Raw genomic sequence first — 21,096 nt, 5'->3', positions numbered from 1 at the left:
ATAGAGGGGCCGGCGCTTCCTCAACGCGTTGTCAGAGCTTGGCAGGGCAGAAGGCGCCGATGAACTCATCTCGATGGGGGTAGCCGACCCTGCGTTTCCCACCGACCGGAAGGTAGTCGACGCTTTCAACTACGCCGTCGACTCGGGGTGCACCCACTACTTCCCCGCGAAGGGGTTCGACGAGCTCGTCCTCCCCAAGGCGATCGCTACGTTCTATGAGGAAGACCGCGGCCTGGAGGTGGACCCTGCGAACGAGGTGTGCATCACCCACGGAGCCCAGGAGGCCTTGTCGCTCTCGATACTGGCGGCCATGAAGCCGGGGGATGAGATAGTCGTCCCTCAGCCCACCTACAACGCGCTCATCGAGAAGCTCGAGATATTCGGGGTGCGCCCTGTCTTGGTTCCTCTCTTGGAGGGCGAAGGATGGAGGCTCGACACGGACGCCGTAAGGGCGGCGATTTCAGAAAGGACGAGGATGGTCTTCATCTGCAACCCCAACAACCCCACGGGGACGGTCCTAGGCAAAGGGGACGTCGACGCGCTTAGCGGCGTGCTCAGGGAAGAGAAGAGAGTCTCCCTTCTCCTGGACGAATGCTACAGCAGGATACTCTTTGACGGCACCAGGTTCACCGCCTTCCCCTCGGACGACGAGGACCTTCGCGGGCGCACGTTCTTGGTCAACAGTTTCTCGAAAGCCTACGCCATGACGGGGTGGCGCCTCGGATACGTAGTAACAGACAAGGCGCACGCCGACGCCATCAAGCACCTCTCGTTCGAGCTCAACGGCGGAGTGAGCTACCCCGTCCAGTACGCAGGAGCCAGAGCCCTGAAGGAGTGCGCGTCCTTCGTCCATTCCATGGTGCGAGAGCTCGACAAAAGGAGGAGCGCGATGCTCCGGGGGCTCTCAGAGCTGGAGGACGTAGGATTCGCTCTCCCCAGCGCAGGGTTCGAGGTCTTCCCAGACTTCTCGCCCCACTCCAGAGACTCCGTTGCCCTGTGTGCTCGACTGTCAAGAGACGCCAAAGTGAAGACCATGCCCGGGGTGAAGTACGGACCATCGGGGGAGGGGCACCTGAGGCTCGTCTTCTGTGCTGAAGACGAGGAAAGGATTGCTGAAGGGCTGACCAGGATCCGCGGATGCCTCCGCAGACGCTAAGCGGGGACCGGCGCGGGCCCCGGCGTGACCGAACGCGGCGAGGGCGTGGCCCGGAAGACGGACTGGTCTCCCCCCGGCAACCCTCCCTTGGTCCGGTGGCAGCTCGCGCCCGAAAATTCGACTGTAGTCGAAGTTTACATCCCGACAGGCAGGAGTCCCCGAGTCTTATATCGCCAGATTACTACCAGCCTGCCTGCGCGTGAGGTCCAAGGACATCGTCGCAGCGGTCCTTATCATCATCCCGTTCGTCTTTCTTCTCCCGGTCAAGACCTACGACATAGCGAACCCGATGTGGGGCGGGGTACCTTTCTTCTGGTGGTACCAGATGGTGTGGCTGGTCATATGCGGGGTCCTGTTCTTCATCGCGGCGAATCTTCTGGGGAGGAAGTCCTAGATGCTGGCCATAGACGGAATAGTAGCGTTCCTGGCGCTCTTCGTGGTGTTCGTCTTCCTGGGTTTCTACGGAGGCAAGTGGAGGAAGGGAGACATGAACGACCTCAGCGAGTGGGCCTTAGCCGGAAGGCGGCTCGGGACGGGCCTCGTGTGGTTCCTCGTGGGAGCCGACCTCTATACCGCCTACACGTTCATCTCGGTGCCCTCCGGCGTCTACGCAGGCTTCCACAACCTGCCCGGGACAGGTTCGCTGTACTTCTTCGCCGTCCCTTACGTCGCTCTGACCTTCGGCATCGCGATAATAGTCATGCCAAAGATGTGGAAAGTCTCCCATGAGCACGGGTATATCACGGCCGCGGACTTCGTCAGGGGGACCTTCGACAGCAGGACCCTCGCCATGCTGGTCGCAATCGTGGGGATCATAGCGGAGCTCCCGTACATCGCCCTCCAGATCGTGGGGATGCAGGCTGTTCTGACCGCGATGCTCGCGGGGATAGGCGACGTGACCACGATAGCCGAGGTCTCGCTCATAATCGCTTTCATCGTCCTGGCCGCGTTCACGTACACGAGCGGGCTCAGAGGCGCCACTCTCACCGCCGTGATGAAAGACCTGCTCATATTCTTGGGAATCATCGCCGTCCTAGCTGTCGTTGTCTCATCAGGCGGCTTCGGGGCTGCGTTCCACGCGGCGACCACCACTCTTTCTCCTTACCCCGGGGTGAACGCCGGCAAGGCCCCTGAAGTATATCCGACCCTTCCGGCCGTCCTCATCAACGCATATTGGAGCACCTTCCTCATCAGCGCCCTTGCGCTCTATCTGTACCCTCACGCTATCAACGGGGTCCTGAGTGCGCAGGACCCGGAGAAGGTGAGGAAGAGCACTTCTCTCCTCCCGTTCTACGGCCTCGGGCTCGGAGCCCTGGCGATGTTCGGGGTGCTCGCCTGGGGTAACGCCGCCGCACAGACCTTCCTCAAGCAGTTCCCGATCGGAGGCACGGGGGTCACCCAGGGCCTCCTAGTGGTCCCCGCGATGATACTCAGCACCCTTCCGAGTTGGTTCGCCGGGGTGGCTCTGCTCGGTATCTTCATCGGGGGACTGGTCCCCGCCGCGATAATGGCGATTTCTCAGGCGAACCTGCTTACCAGGAACATAATCAAGGAGTTCAAGCCGAATCTCACCCCCAAGGGAGAGACGACCATCTCCAAATGGGCGTCCGTGGTCTTCAAGTTCATCGCGCTGGCCTTCGTCTTCGTGGTGGCGAGCACCTACGCCATACAGCTTCAGCTCCTCGGGGGGATAATAATCGTCCAGACGCTGCCGGCCGTGTTCCTGGGCCTCTTCTTCAGACGGATGAACAAGCACTCCCTCATAGTGGGCCTCCTGGCCGGAGAGTTCGTCGGGATATATCTGGTGGAACTGAAGAACAGCTTCGGCATCCTGTATTCCTCGACCTACGCGGTCAACCCATGGGGCCTGCTCTACATCGGGCTGATAGCGCTAGCAGTCAACCTTGCGATCGTGGCCGTCTGGAGCCTGGTCCTCCCGAGGAAGAAGGAAGTCGGCGTTCAGGCCGCCTGATACCTGTAAGTACCTGGCTCCCGGTCCTCGCACCAGTTGAAGGCGGTCCGGTACCACGAGACAGGCGGGTCTGACGTCCTTTCGCAGGAGGAAGTCCCCAACCTCGAGCCCTCCGAAGGGGAGGCGGTTGTCAGGGTAGCCGCGGCCGGCGTGAACAGGATCGACATCTGGGCCCGCAGCGGGAGGTACAAGACGTCCCTCCCGCACACCCTCGGCACAGACATCGCCGGAGATGTGGTCGCAGCTGGCTCCCGTGCTACAGGTGCCGAGGCGGGGTCACAGGTCGTGGTCTATCCCGTACTGTCAGACGGGTCCTGCGTCTACTGCCGCGGAGGCTCCCCGAGCCTGTGTCTCGGGAGGGGTTTCGTCGGGATAGCGACTGACGGCGGATACGCCGAGTTCGTGAAGGTCCCCCTGGCGAACCTGCTCCCCATCAAGGGCCTCGACTTGAAGACTGCAGCTGCGATGCCCGTCGACTTCGGTACAGCCTGGAGCGGGCTTTCGAGGAAGGCGGAAGTCGGTGCCGGAGACGTTGTCCTGGTGTGGGGCGCGGCGGGAGGTCTGGGACACGCCGCGGTTCAGATAGCAAAGTATCTCGGCGCCAGAGTGATCGCAGCCGTGGGGAGCGACTCGAAGGCCCAATTCGTCAGGTCTCTCGGGGCTGACCACGTCGTCAACTATGCGTCCCACGACATAGCGGAGGAGGTGCGGTCGCTCACAGACGGGCTCGGCGCCTCTGTCGTGTTCGACCATGTGGGAGGGGACACCTGGGCGAAGAGCATAGACTGCCTTGCCAGGGGCGGAAGGATGGTAGCCCTCGGCTTGACCTCCGGGCTGAAGTCCGAGGTCGACGTGCGCCGCGTCTACTCCGACGAGCTCAGCATCATGGGCGTGTACGGCCAGTCGAAAGGAGATGTCGAGCAGGTCCTCAAGCTGGCGGCCGAGGGCAGACTGAAGCCTTCCATATACAGAGAGCTGCCGCTTGGCGAAGCGCGGCGCGCGCACGAAATAGTGGAGTCGAGAGACGTGCGAGGGAAGGTCCTGCTGATACCATAGACCAGAACCGCGTCCGGCTCCGCGCTGTTTATAGGCTGAACACCTCCGACTTACAACGATGTACACGAGGACCGTGGTCGAAGACGAACCCCGTGCCATGCTGGTGATGAAGGGGATGGAAGAGGCGTGGGAGAGGAAAGACGAGTCGTTTTTCATAAAGGTCTTGGCGGAGGAGCCCAGCCTGGTCCTCAGGGTCCACGCGGTATGCATCCTTGCGGAGGTAGGAGGAGAGAAGTCGGTCCCTGCCTTGGGAGACGTCCTGCTGCATGACCCTGATCCCCTTGTCAGGCACGAAGCCGCGTTCTCCCTGGGGCAGATAGGACTCTCTGAGGGGAACGTAGCCCTGGCGGAGGCGGTGCTCAACGACAGAGACCCTATCGTGAGGCACGAATCTGCGGCGGCTCTGGGCTCGGTGGGGAGCGCGGACTCAGAGGGGGTCTTGGTCAAGGCGGAGTCTGACCCGGACGAGATGGTGAGGAACTCGGCCAAGGCCTCGCTCTTCAACATACGATTCCTGAAGAAGTACAATACCGGAGCCACGGCGAGGGACAGAGCGCCCCGCCCCTAGCTTCGAACCCTTAAGACATGGAACCTCCTGTAGCGGTCGAATGAGTCTTGAGGGCAAGCGGGCCCTTGTGACCGGCTCATCTCAGGGGATAGGCGCTGAGATCGCAAAGCGCTTCGCCCGCGAGGGGGCGACCGTGTTCATCAACCACCGCGGGGGGAAGAGGCACCCCGAACCTGTCCTGGAATCGATCCGCAGGAGGGGTGGGAATGCCTCAGTGGTCCACGCAGACGTGTCCGACCAGTCGAGCGTCGAAGCGATGTTCTCGGAGGTGGGGAGGAGGGCAGGCGGGTTGGACATACTCGTCAACGCTGCCGGGCTCGCAGACCGCGCCCTCTGGAATCTCCCCATCGAAGACACGACCCTGGATATGTGGAGGCGGGTCTTCGCCGTAGATACCTTCGGTACCTTCCTGTGCGCCAAAGGCGCCCGGAGCCTCATGAAACGGGGTGGCTCGATAATCAACGTCGCGTCGATCCCGGCGCTGGTCGGGGACACGGAAGGGCTGGTCTACGCGTCCGCGAAGGGGGCGGTCGTCTCCATGACGAGGATGCTCGCCAAGATGCTCGCCCCCGCAATCAGGGTGAACTGTATGGCCTTCGGCTCAATGGAGACCACCTGGGTGGACTGGCTGGGTCCGGAGCAGGCGAAGTCCTACAGGGCGGCGATACCGCTCGGCCGGTTCGGGAAGCCATCCGAGGCTGCCAGCCTGGCGCTCTTCCTGGCGAGCGAGGAGTCGAGCTTCATCACCGGCCAGGTGATTGCGCTGGACGGCGGCGAAGCGACCCGTTAGTCACCGGCGGCCTTCTGGAGCCCGCCTGCCCGCTCAATCTTCGCAAGGGCCTCGTCGATGGCGTCTGCTTCTCCGATGACCCCTCGCTTTATGGCCCTCTCCCAGAGGTCCACGTAAAGGTCCAGCCCGGCCCTAACCTGCTCTTCTCTCCCTCGTCTCGACTCTTCGAGCTCTCCTAGGTAATCTCTGACGTTCTTGAAGTTCCTGCTCAGAGGATCTCCGCCTCCCCTCCGACCCCGGAGGGATAGGCTCTATACCCCAGTTTCTGGACCGCCTTCATCACCCTTTCCTGGTCCTTCTCGGAGGTGTTGATGAACACCGACGGCCCGGTCTGCATCGAGTAGTAGGCTTTCGCCCCTTCGTCCCTGAGCTCCCTCACCTTCCTGATTATCCTGACCGAGTCTTCAGTCATGATGACAAGCCCGCTCTCTCCGGTCATCGTCAGTGCGTGCAGCTCCAGCGTGTCTCGTTCCGCCAGCTTCCCGAGCTGGTCAAGGTCGTTCCCGAGGATGGCCTTCTGCATCTCTTCGCACCTTCTTTGCGCCGACTCCACCCTGGCTTTGAAGAACGGGGAGGTCAGCACCTCTCTGTGCGCGTCCTCCGTCCTGACCCTCGACGGAAGAGGGACGATCACCATTCGGAGGTCCATGGTCTTCTGGTCGGCAAACCTCTCCGCATAGGTGCTTTCGTCGTCCTTCCCGGCGTACAGCCTCGAGAACCCCCCTACCAGCGACCTGGACGCAGAGGCCGCGAAGAGGCGCGCGGCTTTCGAAAGGCCAACCAAGTCAGGAGCTCCGCCCACCAGCAGCCTGTGGCTGAGCAGGGTCAGGGCCGCTCCTGCAGAAGACGAATAGCCTATCCCCTTCGCCTTCCCCGACGGGACGTTCCGGCTGTCTATGCGGAAGTCGGTGACCCGTTTCGAGGGGTCCAGTCGCCCGACGACCGCCTGTAACCTGGCATTCGCCGAGGCGTTCCCTCGCCCTTCTATGAACACCCCGCCCCCCCTGGAATCGGATATCGTGGCCTCTGTCTTCATCGACGTGGTGTTGACCGAGATGCTGTCGTGGTAAGGGAGCCGGAGCTTCCAGTCCTTGAGCCCATGGTACTTGACGAGGGCTTGCATGGTGTATGCCACAGCCTTGTACTCGGCCACCCCTCAGCCCACCTCTATCTCGAGCCTTCCTTCTGCCTCCGGGTCCCTGAGCGCCCGGACCATCTCCCTCGGCAGGTCCCTGGCCGAGGAGTCGGCGTGCAGCGCGAGCGTCCTTTCACTTACGAAGTCGCTTTTCCTGATGACGATGTCATGCGGGTCCGTGAGCTGGAGCCTGGAATCCCCCCGCGCCGCAACGAGATACGACAGCTCTCCGACCACGATCCTGACGTTGACCGGGGTCCCGGTCTTCCTGAGCCCATGCTTCACCTCAGGACTGAGCCCTAGACACCCCTTGTCCGCCGAGACGCCGACTATGCAGTCTCCCTTCTCCGAGAGGTGCCCCTCGGTGGTGACTTCAATGGTCGTGGGGTGTTCCGAAAGGACCTTGGGGTGTCCCCTGAAAGTCACGACGTCCGTGGGCTTCCGGGGCTCGGCAGCGGCACGTTCGTCCATCTTCATTTCAGCCTCGGCTGGTAACCGTTGCAGTGTGGGCATCTTTCTTCTTCGATAGGCACAGGCGTTGAACAGAAAAGGCAGAACCTGTACCCCTCCGGAGGAGCCAGGGGCGCCTCGTCTTCTGGGAGGATGAGGCTGACCAGGATCATTATCCCGCCGCCCGCCGCGAACGGGAGGCTCCAGAAGAAGACGAAGGGGAGGGCGAGGATGTAGAACACTCCACCCATCAGGGCGACGAGCACTCCCCCTGAGAACAGCGACGGACGCATGGCTCCCGGTCCCCGATAACGCCTTTATAGTTTCGAGGCGGCACGAAACCTGCCCCGCCATGACCACCGAGTATGAACAGCTCATTTCAAAGATGGTCGAAGAGAAGAAGGCCAAGCTTGCAGAGCTCACCGGGAAGAAAGGGGCCGAAAAAGCGGCTGCGTCTCTCACGGCCGACGTCAGGTTCCTAGAGGTGGAGCTCCAGAGATATCAGCAGGGGATGGCCCTCTTCCGCACGAAGGGGCTCCCGAGGGTCGGGAGATGGGGCGCTCCTGAGACGGAAGAGAGGAAGGAAGAAGAAGCCTAAAGCAAATTGACGATTTTCCTCTCTGAGGGAGACGCAGAGGGTCTGCTCGACATGAGGGAGGCGGTCGAAGTCGTCGAAGTAGCGTTCAGGGAGGAAGGGGAGGGGGAGGCTACCAACTCTCCGAGGACCAGATCCAGAGGACCAGCCTCGGTCCTGAACGTCATGCATGCGAGCCTGTCCTATCTCGGAAGGAGCGGGCTGAAGGCTTACGCATATTCAAAGGCGGGGACCAAGTTCGTGGTCGCTCTCTTCGACTCGTCAGATTCCACCCCGCTCGCCATCATGGGGGCTGACGCGCTCGGGAGGTACAGAACGGGCGCCGCCTCGGCGGTTGCTACGAAGTATCTCTATCGTAAGCGTTCCGCCACCTTGGCCCTCTTGGGCACGGGGAAGCAGGCGATGACGCAGGTCACGGCTCTGGGCGTGGTCACTTCGCTGGAGGAGGTAAGGGTATGGAGTCCCAACCAACGGAACCGGGCTGGTTTCGTGGCGCGGTTGGCCAAAAGTGGGGTCAGGGCGAAGGACTGCGGTTCGGCCAGGGATGCCCTTGAAGGGGCCCAGATAGCCACCGCTATCACATCGGCGAAGGACCCTTTCCTCACTCAAGACTTGGTCGGGGCCGTCTCTCACGTGAACCTCTGCGGAGGGAACGTGCCTACTCACTCCGAGATCGCACCAGGAGCATTAGGGACCTTCCAGACCGTGGTCGTGGACGACGTCACCCAGGCCAAGAACGAATACGGCGACCTCATCCTTGCCGCGGATGCAGGCTCCTTCTCATGGGACTCGGCCCTGAAACTCTGCGACGTGGTGACAGGCAAGGCGGCCGCAAGGGGACGGACCCTGTTCAAGTCCGGGGGCGTGGCCCTTGAAGACGTGGCTCTGGCCAGCGCGCTGTATGATAAAGCGAGGTCAGACCCGCGCTACCCTGGTTTCAGCTTCGGCTAGCTCACATCGGGGGCATGCCGCCCATCCCGCCTCCGGGTGGCATAGGTGGTGCCCTCATCTTGCTTGCCGCTATGACGTCGTCGATCCTCAGAATCATTGACGCGGCTTCTGTGGCTGCCCTCAGTATCTGGAGCTTCACGGCCAGAGGCTCCCAGACCGACTTCGAGTACATGTCGGCTACCTTGCCATTCAGGGCGTCGACGCCGTACCACTTCCCTTCCTTGCCGTGCCTGGCCCTAAGGTCCACCTGAGTGTCTATCGGGTCCATCCCCGCGTTCTCAGCGAGCGTCAGAGGGATGCTTTCCATGGCGTCGGCGAACTTCAGCGCCGCCAGCTGCTCTCTCCCCGAGAGCTTCTGGGCCCAGCTCCTCAGCTTGATGGACACCTCTTCCTCAGGTGCGCCACCTCCTGCCACGACGGCAGGAAGCTCCACGACGTCCTTCGTCACCATCAGCGCGTCGTGCAGGGCTCTCTCGGCCTCGTCCACCACCCTCTGGGTCCCGCCCCTTACGAGGATGCTCACAGCCTTCGGGTTCTTGGCGCCTTCCACGAAGACCCACTTGTCATCTTCGAGCTTTCTCTCCTCCACGAGCTTCGCGAACCCCAGGTCCTTCGATCCGAGGTCGTCTAGGTTGGTCACTATCCTCGCACCGGTGGCCTTCCCGAGCTTGGTCATGTCGCTCTCCTTGACCCGTCTCACAGCCAGAATCCCGGCTTTCGCGAGGAAGTGCTGAGCCAGGTCGTCGATTCCCTTCTGGCAGATGAGGACGGTCGCCCCTGCCGACTGGATCTTCTCGACCATCCCCTTCAGGATGCTGGTCTCTTCATCCATGAACTGCTGCATCTGCTGGGGGTCGTTGATCCTGATCTCCGCCGAGAACTCGGTCTTCTCTATCTCAAGGGCCGAGTTTACCAACGCTATCTTCGCTTCCTCTGCGCGCTTCGGCATCCCAGAGTGGACGACCTCTTTGTCGAGGATCAGACCTCTTATCATCTGAGTGTCCGTGAGGGCACCTCCTGGTTTCTTCTCGACCTTGACGTTGTCGATGTCCACCTTGAACCCCCCTTCTCGTTTCTCTGCCACCTGAAGCACAGCGTCCACCACTATCCCGGCAAGATGAGGCGAGTCTTCGTTGACGAGTTTGGTCAACATGCTCGTGTTCGCCACCTTGAGGATGTCTGCCCTGCTTTCAGGGTCTATCTTCTCTGCTATCTCCTCGAGTATCTCTTGGGCCTTCTCAGCCGCCCTCCCATATCCGTCCACTACCACCACAGGGTGGACGTCCTTGTTGATGAGGTCCTCGGCCTTCTCGAGAAGGGCGCCCGCTACCACCACGGCTGACGTGGTTCCGTCTCCGACCTCGTTGTCTGTCGCCTTGCTGATCTCCACCATCATCTTCGCCGCCGGGTGCTGCACGTCCAGTTCCTTCAGCATGGTGGCTCCATCGTTCGTAATCGTGACGTCTCCCATCGAGTCCACCAGCATCTTGTCCATCCCCCGCGGGCCGAGCGAACTCCTCACCACTTCTGAGATTAGCTTCGCAGCGGAAATGTTGTTCCTCTGAGCCTCCCTCCCCCTCGACTCTCCGGAACCTTCCTTCAGTATTATGACGGGTTGTCCAGTTGCCGACATGTCAAAAACACTATACAACTCTTGGTTTATAAGAATTGTTCTGCTCTTCGTCCCGGCCGAAGAGACACGACAACAGTTAAGTGGACTGCTCTTCCGCAGCGCGCTCGAACGTTTTGTCAGCAGCCCCAGGCCTCTCCAAAAAGCTGGCCGCCGAAGCTTTAGGCACCTTCCTCTTCGTCCTCGTCGGCGCTGGCTCGGCGGTCGGAACCGCGAGCCTGCATCTCGACCCAGCCTCGGGGATTCTCGTCGCGGCCTTCGCGAACGGTCTGGGCTTGGCTGTGGCAGTATCGGCCACCATGGGTGTTTCCGGGGGAGCTCTGAACCCTGCGGTCGCCGTCGGGCTCTGGGTCGGGCACAAGCTGAAGTCCAAGGACCTGGTCCCTTACATCGTCGCCGAGCTCGCGGGTGCCATCGGGGCTGGGCTGGCCCTCGTGGCAGCCTTCCCTTCGGTGATGGGAACAAGCGTCGAGTGGGGATCGCCTACGCTGAACGGCGCCCTTACCTACGGCCAGGGGATCGCCATAGAGGCAATGATGACCTTCTTCCTCGTGTTCGCAGTCTACGGGACGGCTGTCGACGCCCGGGCGCCCCACATCGGGGGGTTGGGTATCGGCCTGGCCGTCCTGGCTGACGTCCTGGTCGCAGGGAGCCTGACCGGGGCGGCGATGAACCCGGCGAGGGCTTTCGGTCCCATGATCGCGGGCGGGTTCTATCCGGCCTACTGGTACATCTACCTCATAGGTCCCGTCATAGGCGGGATTCTCGCCGGCCTTGTGTACAGGTATCTGGTCGAGAGCCCGGACTGAAGAGGCGCGAGCAAATGTCGCAGATGAGTGAGGCATCGGCATATTGAAGGCGAATTCCACCAGGCTAGGAAGGGAGCAGGCAAAGGAGGTGCTCGTGAGCGTCGACTCGGCCGTAGGCTCGTCCCGCGGCCGGCCAGCCAGGGAGGCTATAGTGAAGCTGCTGAACTCCTCTGTCCCGACCTACTCTTGGGTCGGAATCTACGCGGTCGAAGGGAGTGACCTCGTCCTCGATGCCTGGTCCGGCCCTGCCGCTACCGAGCACACGCGAATCCCGATAGGGAAGGGCGTCTGCGGCTTCGCAGCCAAGGCAGGAAGGACCGAGATTGTCTCGGACGTCACCAAGGACCCGCGTTACCTGCAGTGTTTCCTTTCGACGAAGGCGGAGATTGTGGTGCCGATATCGAACCAGGACAGGGTCGTCGGAGAGATAGACATAGACAGCGACCAACTCGACGCCTTCTCCTCCGTGGACAAGGAGTTTCTCGAGGCGGTCGCGCGAAAGGCGAGCGCCGTCTGGTAGGATGCCCCTATAACATAGGTTATACTTTTTAATAGGCACCGCGAGGGAATCTCAGAAGCGACGATGAAACTCGAAATCAAGGACCTCCATGCTTCGGTCGACGGTAAAGAGATACTGAAGGGCGTGAACCTCACCATCGGCCAAGGCGAGACCCACGCCCTGATGGGGCCCAACGGCTCGGGGAAGAGCACACTCGCCAACGCTTTGATGGGGCACCCGAAGTACCAGATTACCTCCGGTAAGGTGCTTTTGGACGGGGAGACCATAGTGGGCCTAACCCCCGACAAGCGGGTGAAGAAGGGCCTCTTCCTCGCCTTCCAGTATCCGGTCAGCGTCCAGGGAGTGAGCATGTTTTCGTTCCTTAGGGCCGCTTACAACAATTCCCGCCCGGCCGGGTCGGAAGCTCCCACCATCTTCGAGTTCAAGGACGCCGTCGCCGAGAAGCTGAAGATGCTCAGCATGGACGACTCATACCTGAACCGGTACCTGAACGACGGGTTCTCCGGGGGGGAAAAGAAACGCGCTGAGATACTTCAGATGGCTCTCATAAGGCCCAAGTTCGCGATCTTGGACGAGACAGACTCGGGGCTCGACATAGACGCCCTCAGGATCGTCGCTGAAGGGATAAACAAAGTGGCGGGCCCCCAGACCGGCATTCTGATGATCACGCACTACCAGCGGATCTTGAAGTACGTGAAACCCCAGTTCGTCCATGTCATGTTCCAGGGGAAAATCATCGAGTCGGGAGGGGAAGAGCTCTCGAGGCTCCTGGAAGAAAAGGGGTACACATGGATACAAGGCTACAAAGAAGAAGAGCCTGTCGCCCAACAGACGGGGTAACCCTTAAAGGGGGAAAATAACTTATGTTATATTCGGAGGCCTGAAAGATTGACGTCTAACGTCGACATCGTGACCGACGATTACAAGGAGAAGTACGGCTTCAGCGATCCTGTCGAATCCTACGCCGTCCAGGGGATAAAGGGGCTGAGCGAGCGCGTGGTACAGGAGATCGTCCGGATCCACGACGAGCCCGCCTGGATGGAACAGACCAGGATGAAGGCGCTCAGACACTTCCTGGACATCAAGCCCCCGGCTTGGGCTCCCGACCTGGCCGACATAGACTACCAGGGGTTCTACTACTACGCCAGGCCGACCGCCAGAGCCGCAGACTCCTGGGACCAGCTTCCGGCGTACATCAAGAATACCTATGACAAGCTCGGCATCACTGAGGCGGAGAAGAAGTTTCTCGCCGGAGTAGGGGCCGTGTACGAAAGCGAGGCAGTGTACCACAGCATCCAGGGGGAGCTCCAGAAGCAGGGGGTCGTCTTCACGGACACGGTGACCGCGCTCAAAGAGTACCCTGACATCATGAAAAAGTACTTCGGGACCGTCGTCCCCTATCAGGACAACTATATCGCAGCCCTGCAGACGGCGGTGTGGAGCGCGGGTTCATTCGTCTACGTCCCCGAGGGGGTCAAGGTTCCGATGATCCTGCAGGCATACTTCAGGATAAACGAGAGGAAGATGGGGCAGTTCGAACGGACGCTCATCGTCGCAGAGCCTTACAGCGAGGTCAGCTACAATGAAGGTTGCTCAGCTCCCGTCTACTCTGCGCAGTCTCTGCACTCTGCCATCGTCGAGATCATCGCAAGGAAGGGCTCCTTCGTCAAATACACCACCCTACAGAATTGGTCGAGGGACGTCCTCAACCTTGTCACAAAACGTGCGCACGCCCACGAAGATGCGACTGTGTCCTGGGTCGATTTTAACGGTGGATCAAAGATCACGAGAAAATATCCGTCAGTCTACCTCCTTGGCCCGAGGGCCAAGGCGGACATCATTTCAGTGGCCTATGCGGGCCCCGGCCAGGTGCAGGACACCGGCGCCAAGGCCATACACCTGGCCAAGGACACGACGTCGAAGATAATCTCCCGCTCTGTGTCGAAGGGGGGAGGGCACACCGCCTACCGTGGGCTGCTCCACATCGCGAAGGGTGCGAAGAACGTAAAATCGACCGTACGATGCGATGCACTCCTCGTGGACCCCATCAGCACCACCGCCACCTACCCCTACATGGAGATACAGGAAGACGACGCCACCGTCACCCACGAAGCCAGCGTGGGGAAGGTGGGTGAGGAGCAGCTGTTCTACCTCATGTCCAGGGGGATCTCCGAGGGAGACGCCCTAAGCATGGTAGTCAACGGATTCATGGAGCCGTTCGCCAAAGAGCTGCCCATGACCTACGCCGTGGAGTTTAACCGCCTGATGTCGCTCGAAATGACGAACGCGGTCGGGTAAGACCGCTTCTGGAGGGTTGGTAGTGTCCCAGGCAGCGCTGTCCTCGTTCGGAGAAGACCTTGTTAGGGCGCTGTCCAGGTCACTGGAAGAGCCTGACTGGCTCACCGCGGTGCGCTTGGACTCGTTCCACCACTTCTCACAGCTCCCCCCAGAGACGAATCCGCTCTACACCAAGTACGTCAGCACCTTCGGTTTCGACATCGACCGGTTCAGGATGTCCACCGTGAAGTCGAAGGTAGACTTAAGGAGGTTCTTCGGGGACTACCTCACGGGTCGGGAGTCTGACATCGTGCTGCAAGGCAACGGTGTGCAGGTGCACTCCGAGTTGGACGTTGAGCTGGCCTCCAAGGGGGTGAACCTGATGTCGTTCCATGAAGCTCTGGCTTCGGACGAGACGAAGGTCAGGGCCCTCGTCGAGTCGAGGAACGTGAAGTCGTCGGGGGACAAGTACGCCGCGTTTGTGAACGCCTTCTTCAACGGCGGTCTGTTCGTGAGGGTCCCGAGGGGGGTGACCGTGGATAAGACTCTTCGCAGGATGCTGCTCCTCGACGCCCCCGCGACCCCTGTCATCGAGCAGCTGTTCGTCGTAGCCGAGGAAGAGTCCAAGCTCGTGTTCTTAGAGGAGATGTATTCGAAAGGCCCAGGTACCCCGGCGCTTGTTGCTTCCAACTCGGAGGTCTACGCGAGGCCCGGGTCGCATGTAGACTTCTCCTCAATCCAGCTGCTGGACCAGCAGACGACACACATCTCCAACCGGGCAGTGGAGATCACCAACGACGCCCGGGCCACGGTGAGCTCACTCTCATTGGGCGCAGCGACGTCCCGCTCTAGGATGAACTTCCTCCTCAACGGCCGGGGCTCCCTCGCGGAGGGCTTCGAGATCTTTTTCACAGACTCGAAGCAGAAATACGACTACGAAACCAACCTTGTCCACAACTCCCGCGACTCGACCGGGTCCACCCAGGCCCGAGGGGTCCTCAAGGGAGAGTCACAGTCGATATTCAAGGGGATGATCAAGATTGTGAACGCCGCCAAGAACTCGAAGTCCTACCTGGCCCACCACGCCATGCTCCTCGAGAGGACGGCGAAGTCTGACGGTGTCCCGAGCCTGGAGATCGACAACAACGAGGTCAAGGCGACCCACTCGGCTTCAGTGGCCCAGGTAGACGACGAGCAATTGTTCTACTTGATGGCGAGGGGATTGTCGTATGACGAAGCGAAGAAGATGGTGGTTCTCGGATTCTTCGAGCCCGTCCTGTCCAGGGTCCCCATAGAGCAGACCAGGGAGGGGGCCAGATTCATGATTGAAGGGAAGTGGCAAGGGGAGACGAGGCGCCTTGTTGACAGAGAGGCCCTCCTGAAGGCGACCGGGGAGCTCACCCCTGAGGTCAAGGAGTCGGAAGACATCTTTGAGCGGCACTACAAGTACAGGTAGAGCTCAAATGGACTGGCTACCTGCAATGAAAGCGGCCGAGCTGGAAGAAGGCTCCATCTCGACGGTCGAGTTAGGCGGGAACCACATCCTCGTCGCCAAGATCGGAGGGGAGATCTATGCCGTGAGCGGTACGTGCACGCACGAAGAGAGTGATCTTGGTCTGGGATTTGTCATCGAAGACAGGGTTGTCTGCCCGCTTCATCTGTCACAGTTCGAGCTGAAGACCGGCAACGCGGTCAATCCCCCTGCCGAGACCCCCCTGAAGCGCTTCAACGCGAGGGTCTCCGAGGGGACAATTTTTATTGAGGTATAGGGGTCGCCAAGGGATTGCTCAAGGCAGAAGCTTTCGATGTCGCCAAAGTACGTGAAGACTTCCCGATACTGAAGCGCAAGGTCCACGGCAAGAGGCTCACCTACCTTGACAACGCGGCCACGACCCAGAAGCCGCAGCCTGTGATCGACGCCCTGGTTGACTTCTACTCGCGCTATAATTCGAACGTCCACCGGTCGGTCCACACTCTGGGGGAGGAGGCGACTGCCGGGTACGAGGCTGCGAGGTCCAAGACCGCAAAGTTTGTCGGCGCAGACCCGAGGGGGCTCGTCTTCGTCAGAGGGACCACCGAAGCCACGAACCTTGTGAGATTCGCTTGGGGGGAGAAGTACGTGAAGAAGGGAGACGTCCTGGTCGCGACCTTGATGGAGCACCACAGCAACATCGTCCCCTGGCAGCTCTTAGCGAAGAGCAAAGGGGCTTCCCTGAAGTACGTAGGGCTAAACCCCGACGGAACCCTGGACATGGGCCAGCTTGAAGACCTCCTCAGAGAAGCCCCCCGACTGGTCGCCGTGACTCACTGCTCGAACGTCCTCGGGACGGTCAACGAAGTCTCGGCAATCTGCGCGAAGGCGAAGAAGGCCGGAGCCACCACCCTGGTCGACGGCGCCCAATCCGTTCCCCACATGCCGGTAGACATTGGTGCGATCGGGGCTGATTTCTACGCCTTCTCTGGGCACAAAATGCTCGCTCCCACGGGAGTCGGGGCCCTTGCCGCAAGGAAAGAGCTGCTAGAGGGGATGGACCCGTTCCAGTCAGGGGGAGAGATGATCAAGGAGGTGTTCGAAGATCACTCGACCTGGAACGAAGTCCCCCACAAGTTCGAGGCCGGGACGGTCAACATCGCGGACGCAATCGGGCTGGGGGTGGCCGTCGACTACCTCGCCTCCATAGGGATGGAGAGGGTGAGGAAGCACGAGGTCGCTCTGCTCGAGTACGCCCTGAAGACCCTCTCTGAGGTCAAGGGGTTGAAGGTCTACGGTCCTCCTGACCCGGCCAGAAGGGGAGGGGTGGTCTCTTTCAATTACGCAGACGTCCATCCGCATGACCTCGCCACCATACTCGACGAAGAGGGGGTGGCGATCAGGTCGGGGCATCACTGCGCCCAGCTGCTCATGCGGTGGCTGGACGTCCCCGCGACGGCCAGGGCAAGCTTCCACGTCTACAACTCTTACGACGACGTCGACGCTCTCACGGCCGGGATCCAGAAGGCCGGGAGGCTGTTCAAACTATGAGCAGCGCAGACATCTACAGGGAGGTCATCCTCGACTACTACAGGCATCCGAGGAATTTCGGGAAGCTCGAGAAGTTCGACATCGACTTCCACGACAGCAACCCGCTCTGCGGGGACGAAATCGAGATGCAGGTACAGGTGGGAAGCGATCAGAAGATGGACGAGGTAAAGTTCACTGGAAAGGGGTGCGCCATAAGCCAGGCGTCGGTGTCGATGCTGACCGAACTGGCCAAGGGGAAGCCCCTGGGGTGGGTCAAGGAGCTCTCAAAGGAGGACGTCTTCAAGATGCTCGGGAACCCTGACCTCGGCCCGTCCAGGGTCAAATGCGCCCTGCTCGGGATGAAGGTCCTGAAGACAGGCGTGTACGGGTACCTGGGCGCGCAGTACGAAGAGAAGGACGAAGGGGAACTCCCCTAGCCAGACGGCAGAAGTATGGGCGGAGCCAGCCCGAACGAAACGAGGAGGTAGTACGCCGGGATTATCACTACCGGGGCGAGCAGCGCCACCCAGAACGCTACCTTGAGGAGGCTCCTCAGCTCGGTCTCGAACTGGTTCCCGGTCCTCGGGATGTGGCTGTTGACCCACTTTGCCGGGTCGGATAGCTTCGCCATGGCTCTGGTCTCCTATTGCGCCTTACCTGAGATATAACGGTTATCCGGTCTGGCTGGCACCCGAGGAGCCGGACTTCGCTGTCGGGGACCCCTGTCCTGCTCTTCGTGGAGCGTGTCCAGACATGACATGCCGCTTCAGGAGCTGTATGCCGAGGGCAGGGTCCACGCCCTTGGGGCAGACGTAGGAGCACGACCCCGCGAAATGGCACCTCCAGATGCCATGAGAGGAGTCGAGGGCGGTGATCCTCTCGTCTCCTCCTTCGTCCCTGACGTCCGCCGTGTATCTGTATGCCTGGGCGAGGGCCTGCGGCCCGGGGAACTTCGAGTCCGTTGCCACCGTGGGGCAGGAAGAGGTGCATAGTCCGCACTTTATGCAGTAGGTGAACTGCAGGACCCGCGAGAGCTCCTCAGGCTTCATCACGTATTCGGAGGTCGGATGCTCCTGTTCTTGGAGGTCGGACCTGACTAGGTGGGGAACCACCTCTATGTGTTTCTCGAAGAAGGAGCCTAGGTCTGTGACGAGGTCCCTGACTATGGTGAAATTGTCGATGGGCTGGGCTACCACCTTCTCTCCTGCGAGCTCGTCCACCTGGGTGTAGCACGCGAGCCTCGGTCTCCCGTTAATCTTCATCCCGCACGAGCCGCAGGAAGCCTGTCTGCAGGAGAACCTCAGGGCGATTGAGTGGTCTACGTAGTCCCTGGCGTAGAGGAGGGCGTCAAGAACAGTCATCCCTTCCCGCTTCGGGACCTTGTATTCCACAAGCCGCGGCCCTTCGTCTTTGAGGGGGTCGAACCTCTGGACGAGGAGCCTCACATCGGTCACGCGGAGACCACCCCGAAGGCTGCCAGTATGACGGTCCTCGTCCCATACGCGACCGTCCCTATCACCGCCGCGACTGTCACGACGTCCACCCAGGTAGTCCAGGGCTTCGTCTGTCTGAGTTCATAGAGGATTATCCTGAGCCCGTTGAACCCGTGCACGAGCACCACGAGGAGCAGGGCCTCGAGGAATACGGCGGTGACTGCGTTCCTGTATATCGAGAGCATGTTGCTGAACGAGATGGCAGTGTCATAGGGGAGGATGACTCCCTGCATTATCAGGTGTATGGAAACGAGAACCACAGCCAGCAGGGCCGTCACGTACTGTAGGAGCATCAGCCTTGACTCTCTCATCCCATCCCCTCGAAAAGCACCAGGTAGGTCCAGATGGCAGCGAGGACGGCCGTCGCGATCCCCACGTATATCAGGGTCCTCTGCCCCGCGGCAAGGGCCTTCGGCTTGTAGGGGAACTCGATGGCTGAAGGTTTCCTCAGGATGAGCCCGAACTCGCTCAGGACCAGCCTGATTCCGTTGACTCCGTGGAACACGAGCACGAGCACCAGGAGGACTAGGATGGTATGACCGAAGGAGTTCTCGAAGACGGTCCCGATGAAAGCCCAGCTGGAAGCGCTGGGTCCGGTACCCATCGGGCCTCCAACGAAGAAGCTCGTGTCCCCCAGGTGCCCCAGGACGTAGAGGAGCACCGCGACCCCGGTCACCCTCTGGAACATGTATGCCCACCTTTCGGCGTTGTAGTGGTATGGGTTGAGCCACCCCGCGACCCCGCGCTTGTTCTTGGCTGCTTTCTTCGCCATCGGTTTCTCCTACTCCTCGCCCCGTTTTACAGTTTCTCAGTAGTGCCGCTCCGTCGGCTGGTACTTCGTAATCGTCACCCCAGAATAGTGGAGCCGCGGCCCGTCTGGTCCCCAGAACGCGAGGGTGTGCTTGAGCCAGTTCTTGTCGTCTCTCTGTGGGAAGTCCCTCCTCGCGTGGGCCCCCCTCGACTCAGTCCTCGCCAGCGCCCCGGCGATCACCACCTCGGCGACGGTGAGCATGCTTTCGACTTCCAGGACGTCGTTAAGGTTCGTGTTGTACACCCTGCTTCTGTCCTCGCAGTGCAGGAAGTCCTTGGTTTTGAGCTCACGGACCATCCTGAGGGCTTCAGAGAGCCCGTCCGCGGTCCTGTAGACGAACACGTCCTTGGCCATCAGCTTCTGTAGCGCATCTCTGACCTCGTACGGGTTCGTCCCCCCTGTTCCGTGGAAGATCCCGTCGAAGATCCTTTTCTCCTCTAGCTGGACCTGATCCCCAACTGGAGGTGCGGCACCCCTCCCCGCGGCGTAGCGGGCGGCTTCCGCTCCGGTGAGCTTGCCCCAAACCAGACACTCTGCAGTGGAGTTGGCGCCCAGCCTGTTGGCCCCGTTGATGCTCACACAGGCCGCCTCTCCGGCGGCCCACAGCCCTCTGATCTGCGTCGCCCCGTCTATGTTGACGTCTATCCCTCCCATCACGTAATGGCAGACCGGACGGACCGGAAGGGGCTTCTCCACCGGATCTATCCCCCTGAACTTTATCGCAATCTCTCTTATCTGCGACAGCCTCGACTTGATCTTGTCGCCTCCAATGGGGGAGAGGTCGAGGTGAAGATAGTCCAGCCCCGTGGCCTCGTCCTTGAACCCCCTCCCGTCTTCGATCTCGGTCATCATTGCCCTGGAGACTACGTCTCTCGATGCCAGATCCAGCTTCTGGGGGGCGTATTTCTTCATGAATCGTTCTCCGTCCTTGTTGACTAGGACGCCTCCTTCCCCCCTCACTGCTTCCGTGATGAGTATCCCGGAAGGTATCAGCCCGGAGGGGTGGAACTGGATGAACTCCATGTCCTTCAGCGGAATCCCTGCTCTGAGGGCGATTGCCATCCCGTCCGGCGTAGAGCTGTAGGCGTACGTCGCGAAGCTGTAGAGCCGCCCGGAGCCTCCTGTGGCGATTATCCCCGCCTTGCCGAGTATCTGGACGAAGTCCCCCGTCTTCATGTCTATGGCCGTTACCCCCTGGAACTCCCCCCCTTCGGTAAGAATCGAGGTGACGAACCACTCTTGGTAGAAATGTATGTCGTCGTACTTTGTGGCTGTGTCGTAGAGCGTCTGCATCTCGAAGAACCCCACCTTGTCCTCGGCGAACGTGGCCCTGGGGTAGCTGTATCCTCCGAACCACCTCTGGGCTATCCTTCCGTCCTCCCTCCGGCTCCAAGGGAGCCCCCAGTGCTCGAGCTGGTAGATCTCTCCGGGCATCTCTTTCACAAACCGCTCGACAGCATCTTGGTCGGCCAGGTAGTCCGAGCCCTTCACCGTGTCGAAGGCATGGGAATCCAAGGAGTCCCCCAACTCGGGATAAAGTACCGCCGCTGTCCCGCCCTCGGCGCTCACCGAGTGGGAGCGCATGGCCTGTACCTTGGTCACCACGGCTATGTCCAGCTTCCCGTTGCTGACCTTGGCCGCCTCGATGGCGGCCCTCAGGCCCGCAATCCCTGACCCTACGATGACCAAGTCGTGCCTAAGTGCCTCTACCAACTTCCCCGTCAAGGGTGGTCTGAGATATTTTCTTAGGCCTTTCCCCGAAGGCGCCGCAGATTTTGTAAACCTATGCTGGGCGGCGAAAACGCCCGTTTTCGGGCTGACTCCCCGTTTCACATGGACACGTTTATAACCGCATCAACAATCGGCCGGGTCTACGAGAGGG

Annotated in this window: 25 protein-coding genes; 16 read left to right on the top strand and 9 right to left on the bottom strand. The window is 60.7% G+C overall.

What is annotated here, in order from left to right:
• Nucleotides 1-28 precede the first annotated feature (28 nt).
• The 6 genes from JRN21_07055 to JRN21_07030 all read left to right on the top strand — a co-directional run bounded on the left by JRN21_07055 (nucleotide 29) and on the right by JRN21_07030 (nucleotide 5,542).
• Nucleotides 29-1,156, top strand: a complete 1,128-nt coding sequence (locus JRN21_07055; GenBank protein MDG6989069.1) for a pyridoxal phosphate-dependent aminotransferase — start codon at nucleotides 29-31, stop codon at nucleotides 1,154-1,156.
• Between the two features lie 193 nt (nucleotides 1,157-1,349).
• Complete coding sequence (locus JRN21_07050) at nucleotides 1,350-1,550, top strand: DUF3311 domain-containing protein (GenBank protein MDG6989068.1); 201 nt, start codon at nucleotides 1,350-1,352, stop codon at nucleotides 1,548-1,550.
• Complete coding sequence (locus JRN21_07045; GenBank protein MDG6989067.1) at nucleotides 1,551-3,128, top strand: sodium:solute symporter; 1,578 nt, start codon at nucleotides 1,551-1,553, stop codon at nucleotides 3,126-3,128. It begins immediately after the preceding gene.
• 36 nt (nucleotides 3,129-3,164) lie between these two features.
• Complete coding sequence (locus tag JRN21_07040; GenBank protein ID MDG6989066.1) at nucleotides 3,165-4,184, top strand: zinc-binding dehydrogenase; 1,020 nt, start codon at nucleotides 3,165-3,167, stop codon at nucleotides 4,182-4,184.
• A gap of 58 nt (nucleotides 4,185-4,242) precedes the next feature.
• Entirely contained in the window at nucleotides 4,243-4,752 is a 510-nt protein-coding gene (locus JRN21_07035; GenBank protein MDG6989065.1) for a HEAT repeat domain-containing protein, read from the top strand.
• A 40-nt stretch (nucleotides 4,753-4,792) separates the two neighbouring features.
• Nucleotides 4,793-5,542: an SDR family oxidoreductase gene (locus tag JRN21_07030; GenBank protein ID MDG6989064.1), complete on the top strand. Its 750-nt coding sequence runs from the start codon at nucleotides 4,793-4,795 to the stop codon at nucleotides 5,540-5,542.
• A gap of 208 nt (nucleotides 5,543-5,750) precedes the next feature.
• Here the strand turns inward: JRN21_07030 and JRN21_07025 are convergent, their stop codons facing one another.
• Genes JRN21_07025 through JRN21_07015 form a run of 3 tightly spaced genes read right to left on the bottom strand, consistent with a single transcriptional unit; the run spans nucleotide 5,751 to nucleotide 7,420 of the window.
• Nucleotides 5,751-6,695: a hypothetical protein gene (locus tag JRN21_07025; GenBank protein MDG6989063.1), complete on the bottom strand. Its 945-nt coding sequence runs from the start codon at nucleotides 6,693-6,695 to the stop codon at nucleotides 5,751-5,753.
• 3 nt (nucleotides 6,696-6,698) lie between these two features.
• Nucleotides 6,699-7,154 carry a DUF371 domain-containing protein gene (locus tag JRN21_07020; GenBank protein MDG6989062.1) on the bottom strand — a complete coding sequence of 152 codons (456 nt, stop codon included), beginning with the start codon at nucleotides 7,152-7,154 and terminating at the stop codon, nucleotides 6,699-6,701.
• Entirely contained in the window at nucleotides 7,151-7,420 is a 270-nt protein-coding gene (locus JRN21_07015; GenBank protein ID MDG6989061.1) for a hypothetical protein, read from the bottom strand. The genes JRN21_07020 and JRN21_07015 overlap by 4 nt, the downstream gene beginning before the upstream one ends.
• 59 nt (nucleotides 7,421-7,479) lie before the next feature.
• On the opposite strand from JRN21_07015, the gene JRN21_07010 reads away from it, so the two are divergent.
• Nucleotides 7,480-7,725: a hypothetical protein gene (locus JRN21_07010; protein MDG6989060.1), complete on the top strand. Its 246-nt coding sequence runs from the start codon at nucleotides 7,480-7,482 to the stop codon at nucleotides 7,723-7,725.
• A 6-nt stretch (nucleotides 7,726-7,731) separates the two neighbouring features.
• Entirely contained in the window at nucleotides 7,732-8,673 is a 942-nt protein-coding gene (locus JRN21_07005) for an ornithine cyclodeaminase family protein (GenBank protein ID MDG6989059.1), read from the top strand.
• 1 nt (nucleotide 8,674) lies between these two features.
• On the opposite strand, the gene JRN21_07000 is transcribed toward JRN21_07005, so the two are convergent.
• Nucleotides 8,675-10,306 (bottom strand): TCP-1/cpn60 chaperonin family protein, encoded by a 1,632-nt coding sequence (locus tag JRN21_07000; GenBank protein MDG6989058.1) that lies wholly within the window; start codon nucleotides 10,304-10,306, stop codon nucleotides 8,675-8,677.
• A gap of 80 nt (nucleotides 10,307-10,386) precedes the next feature.
• On the opposite strand from JRN21_07000, the gene JRN21_06995 reads away from it, so the two are divergent.
• From JRN21_06995 to JRN21_06960, 8 genes are all read left to right on the top strand, one after another.
• The gene (locus JRN21_06995; GenBank protein ID MDG6989057.1) at nucleotides 10,387-11,112 is read left to right on the top strand and encodes an aquaporin; all 726 of its coding nucleotides are present in this window, start codon (nucleotides 10,387-10,389) and stop codon (nucleotides 11,110-11,112) included.
• Nucleotides 11,113-11,200: 88 nt separating this feature from the next.
• Nucleotides 11,201-11,632 (top strand): GAF domain-containing protein, encoded by a 432-nt coding sequence (locus tag JRN21_06990; GenBank protein MDG6989056.1) that lies wholly within the window; start codon nucleotides 11,201-11,203, stop codon nucleotides 11,630-11,632.
• Nucleotides 11,633-11,695: 63 nt separating this feature from the next.
• Nucleotides 11,696-12,472: a Fe-S cluster assembly ATPase SufC gene (gene sufC, locus JRN21_06985; GenBank protein ID MDG6989055.1), complete on the top strand. Its 777-nt coding sequence runs from the start codon at nucleotides 11,696-11,698 to the stop codon at nucleotides 12,470-12,472.
• A 48-nt stretch (nucleotides 12,473-12,520) separates the two neighbouring features.
• Nucleotides 12,521-13,930, top strand: a complete 1,410-nt coding sequence (gene sufB / locus JRN21_06980; GenBank protein ID MDG6989054.1) for a Fe-S cluster assembly protein SufB — start codon at nucleotides 12,521-12,523, stop codon at nucleotides 13,928-13,930.
• Nucleotides 13,931-13,952: 22 nt separating this feature from the next.
• Nucleotides 13,953-15,365, top strand: coding sequence for a Fe-S cluster assembly protein SufD (sufD, locus tag JRN21_06975; GenBank protein MDG6989053.1), 1,413 nt, complete (start codon nucleotides 13,953-13,955; stop codon nucleotides 15,363-15,365).
• Between the two features lie 7 nt (nucleotides 15,366-15,372).
• Nucleotides 15,373-15,678: a Rieske 2Fe-2S domain-containing protein gene (locus tag JRN21_06970; protein ID MDG6989052.1), complete on the top strand. Its 306-nt coding sequence runs from the start codon at nucleotides 15,373-15,375 to the stop codon at nucleotides 15,676-15,678.
• A 14-nt stretch (nucleotides 15,679-15,692) separates the two neighbouring features.
• Nucleotides 15,693-16,931, top strand: a complete 1,239-nt coding sequence (locus tag JRN21_06965) for a cysteine desulfurase (protein ID MDG6989051.1) — start codon at nucleotides 15,693-15,695, stop codon at nucleotides 16,929-16,931.
• Nucleotides 16,928-17,347 (top strand): SUF system NifU family Fe-S cluster assembly protein, encoded by a 420-nt coding sequence (locus JRN21_06960; GenBank protein MDG6989050.1) that lies wholly within the window; start codon nucleotides 16,928-16,930, stop codon nucleotides 17,345-17,347. The genes JRN21_06965 and JRN21_06960 overlap by 4 nt, the downstream gene beginning before the upstream one ends.
• Here the strand turns inward: JRN21_06960 and JRN21_06955 are convergent.
• The 5 genes from JRN21_06955 to JRN21_06935 are packed head-to-tail and all read right to left on the bottom strand — an operon-like array spanning nucleotide 17,344 to nucleotide 20,927.
• Complete coding sequence (locus tag JRN21_06955; GenBank protein MDG6989049.1) at nucleotides 17,344-17,541, bottom strand: hypothetical protein; 198 nt, start codon at nucleotides 17,539-17,541, stop codon at nucleotides 17,344-17,346. The two genes, JRN21_06960 and JRN21_06955, sit on opposite strands and share 4 nt — an antisense overlap.
• Nucleotides 17,542-17,581: 40 nt before the next feature.
• Entirely contained in the window at nucleotides 17,582-18,364 is a 783-nt protein-coding gene (gene sdhB, locus JRN21_06950; GenBank protein ID MDG6989048.1) for a succinate dehydrogenase iron-sulfur subunit, read from the bottom strand.
• Nucleotides 18,361-18,714: a succinate dehydrogenase gene (locus JRN21_06945; GenBank protein ID MDG6989047.1), complete on the bottom strand. Its 354-nt coding sequence runs from the start codon at nucleotides 18,712-18,714 to the stop codon at nucleotides 18,361-18,363. The genes sdhB and JRN21_06945 overlap by 4 nt, the downstream gene beginning before the upstream one ends.
• Nucleotides 18,711-19,175 (bottom strand): hypothetical protein, encoded by a 465-nt coding sequence (locus JRN21_06940; GenBank protein MDG6989046.1) that lies wholly within the window; start codon nucleotides 19,173-19,175, stop codon nucleotides 18,711-18,713. Before JRN21_06940 ends, JRN21_06945 begins: the two co-directional genes overlap by 4 nt.
• A 36-nt stretch (nucleotides 19,176-19,211) precedes the next feature.
• Nucleotides 19,212-20,927 (bottom strand): succinate dehydrogenase/fumarate reductase flavoprotein subunit, encoded by a 1,716-nt coding sequence (locus tag JRN21_06935; protein ID MDG6989045.1) that lies wholly within the window; start codon nucleotides 20,925-20,927, stop codon nucleotides 19,212-19,214.
• Nucleotides 20,928-21,096 lie beyond the last annotated feature (169 nt).

It is taken from the genome of Nitrososphaerota archaeon, assembly GCA_029785825.1.
Taxonomy (GTDB): Archaea; Thermoproteota; Nitrososphaeria; order Nitrososphaerales; family Gagatemarchaeaceae; genus UBA183.
Note: the sequence above shows the minus strand (reverse complement) of the source record. Positions and strands in the feature narration are given on the sequence as shown.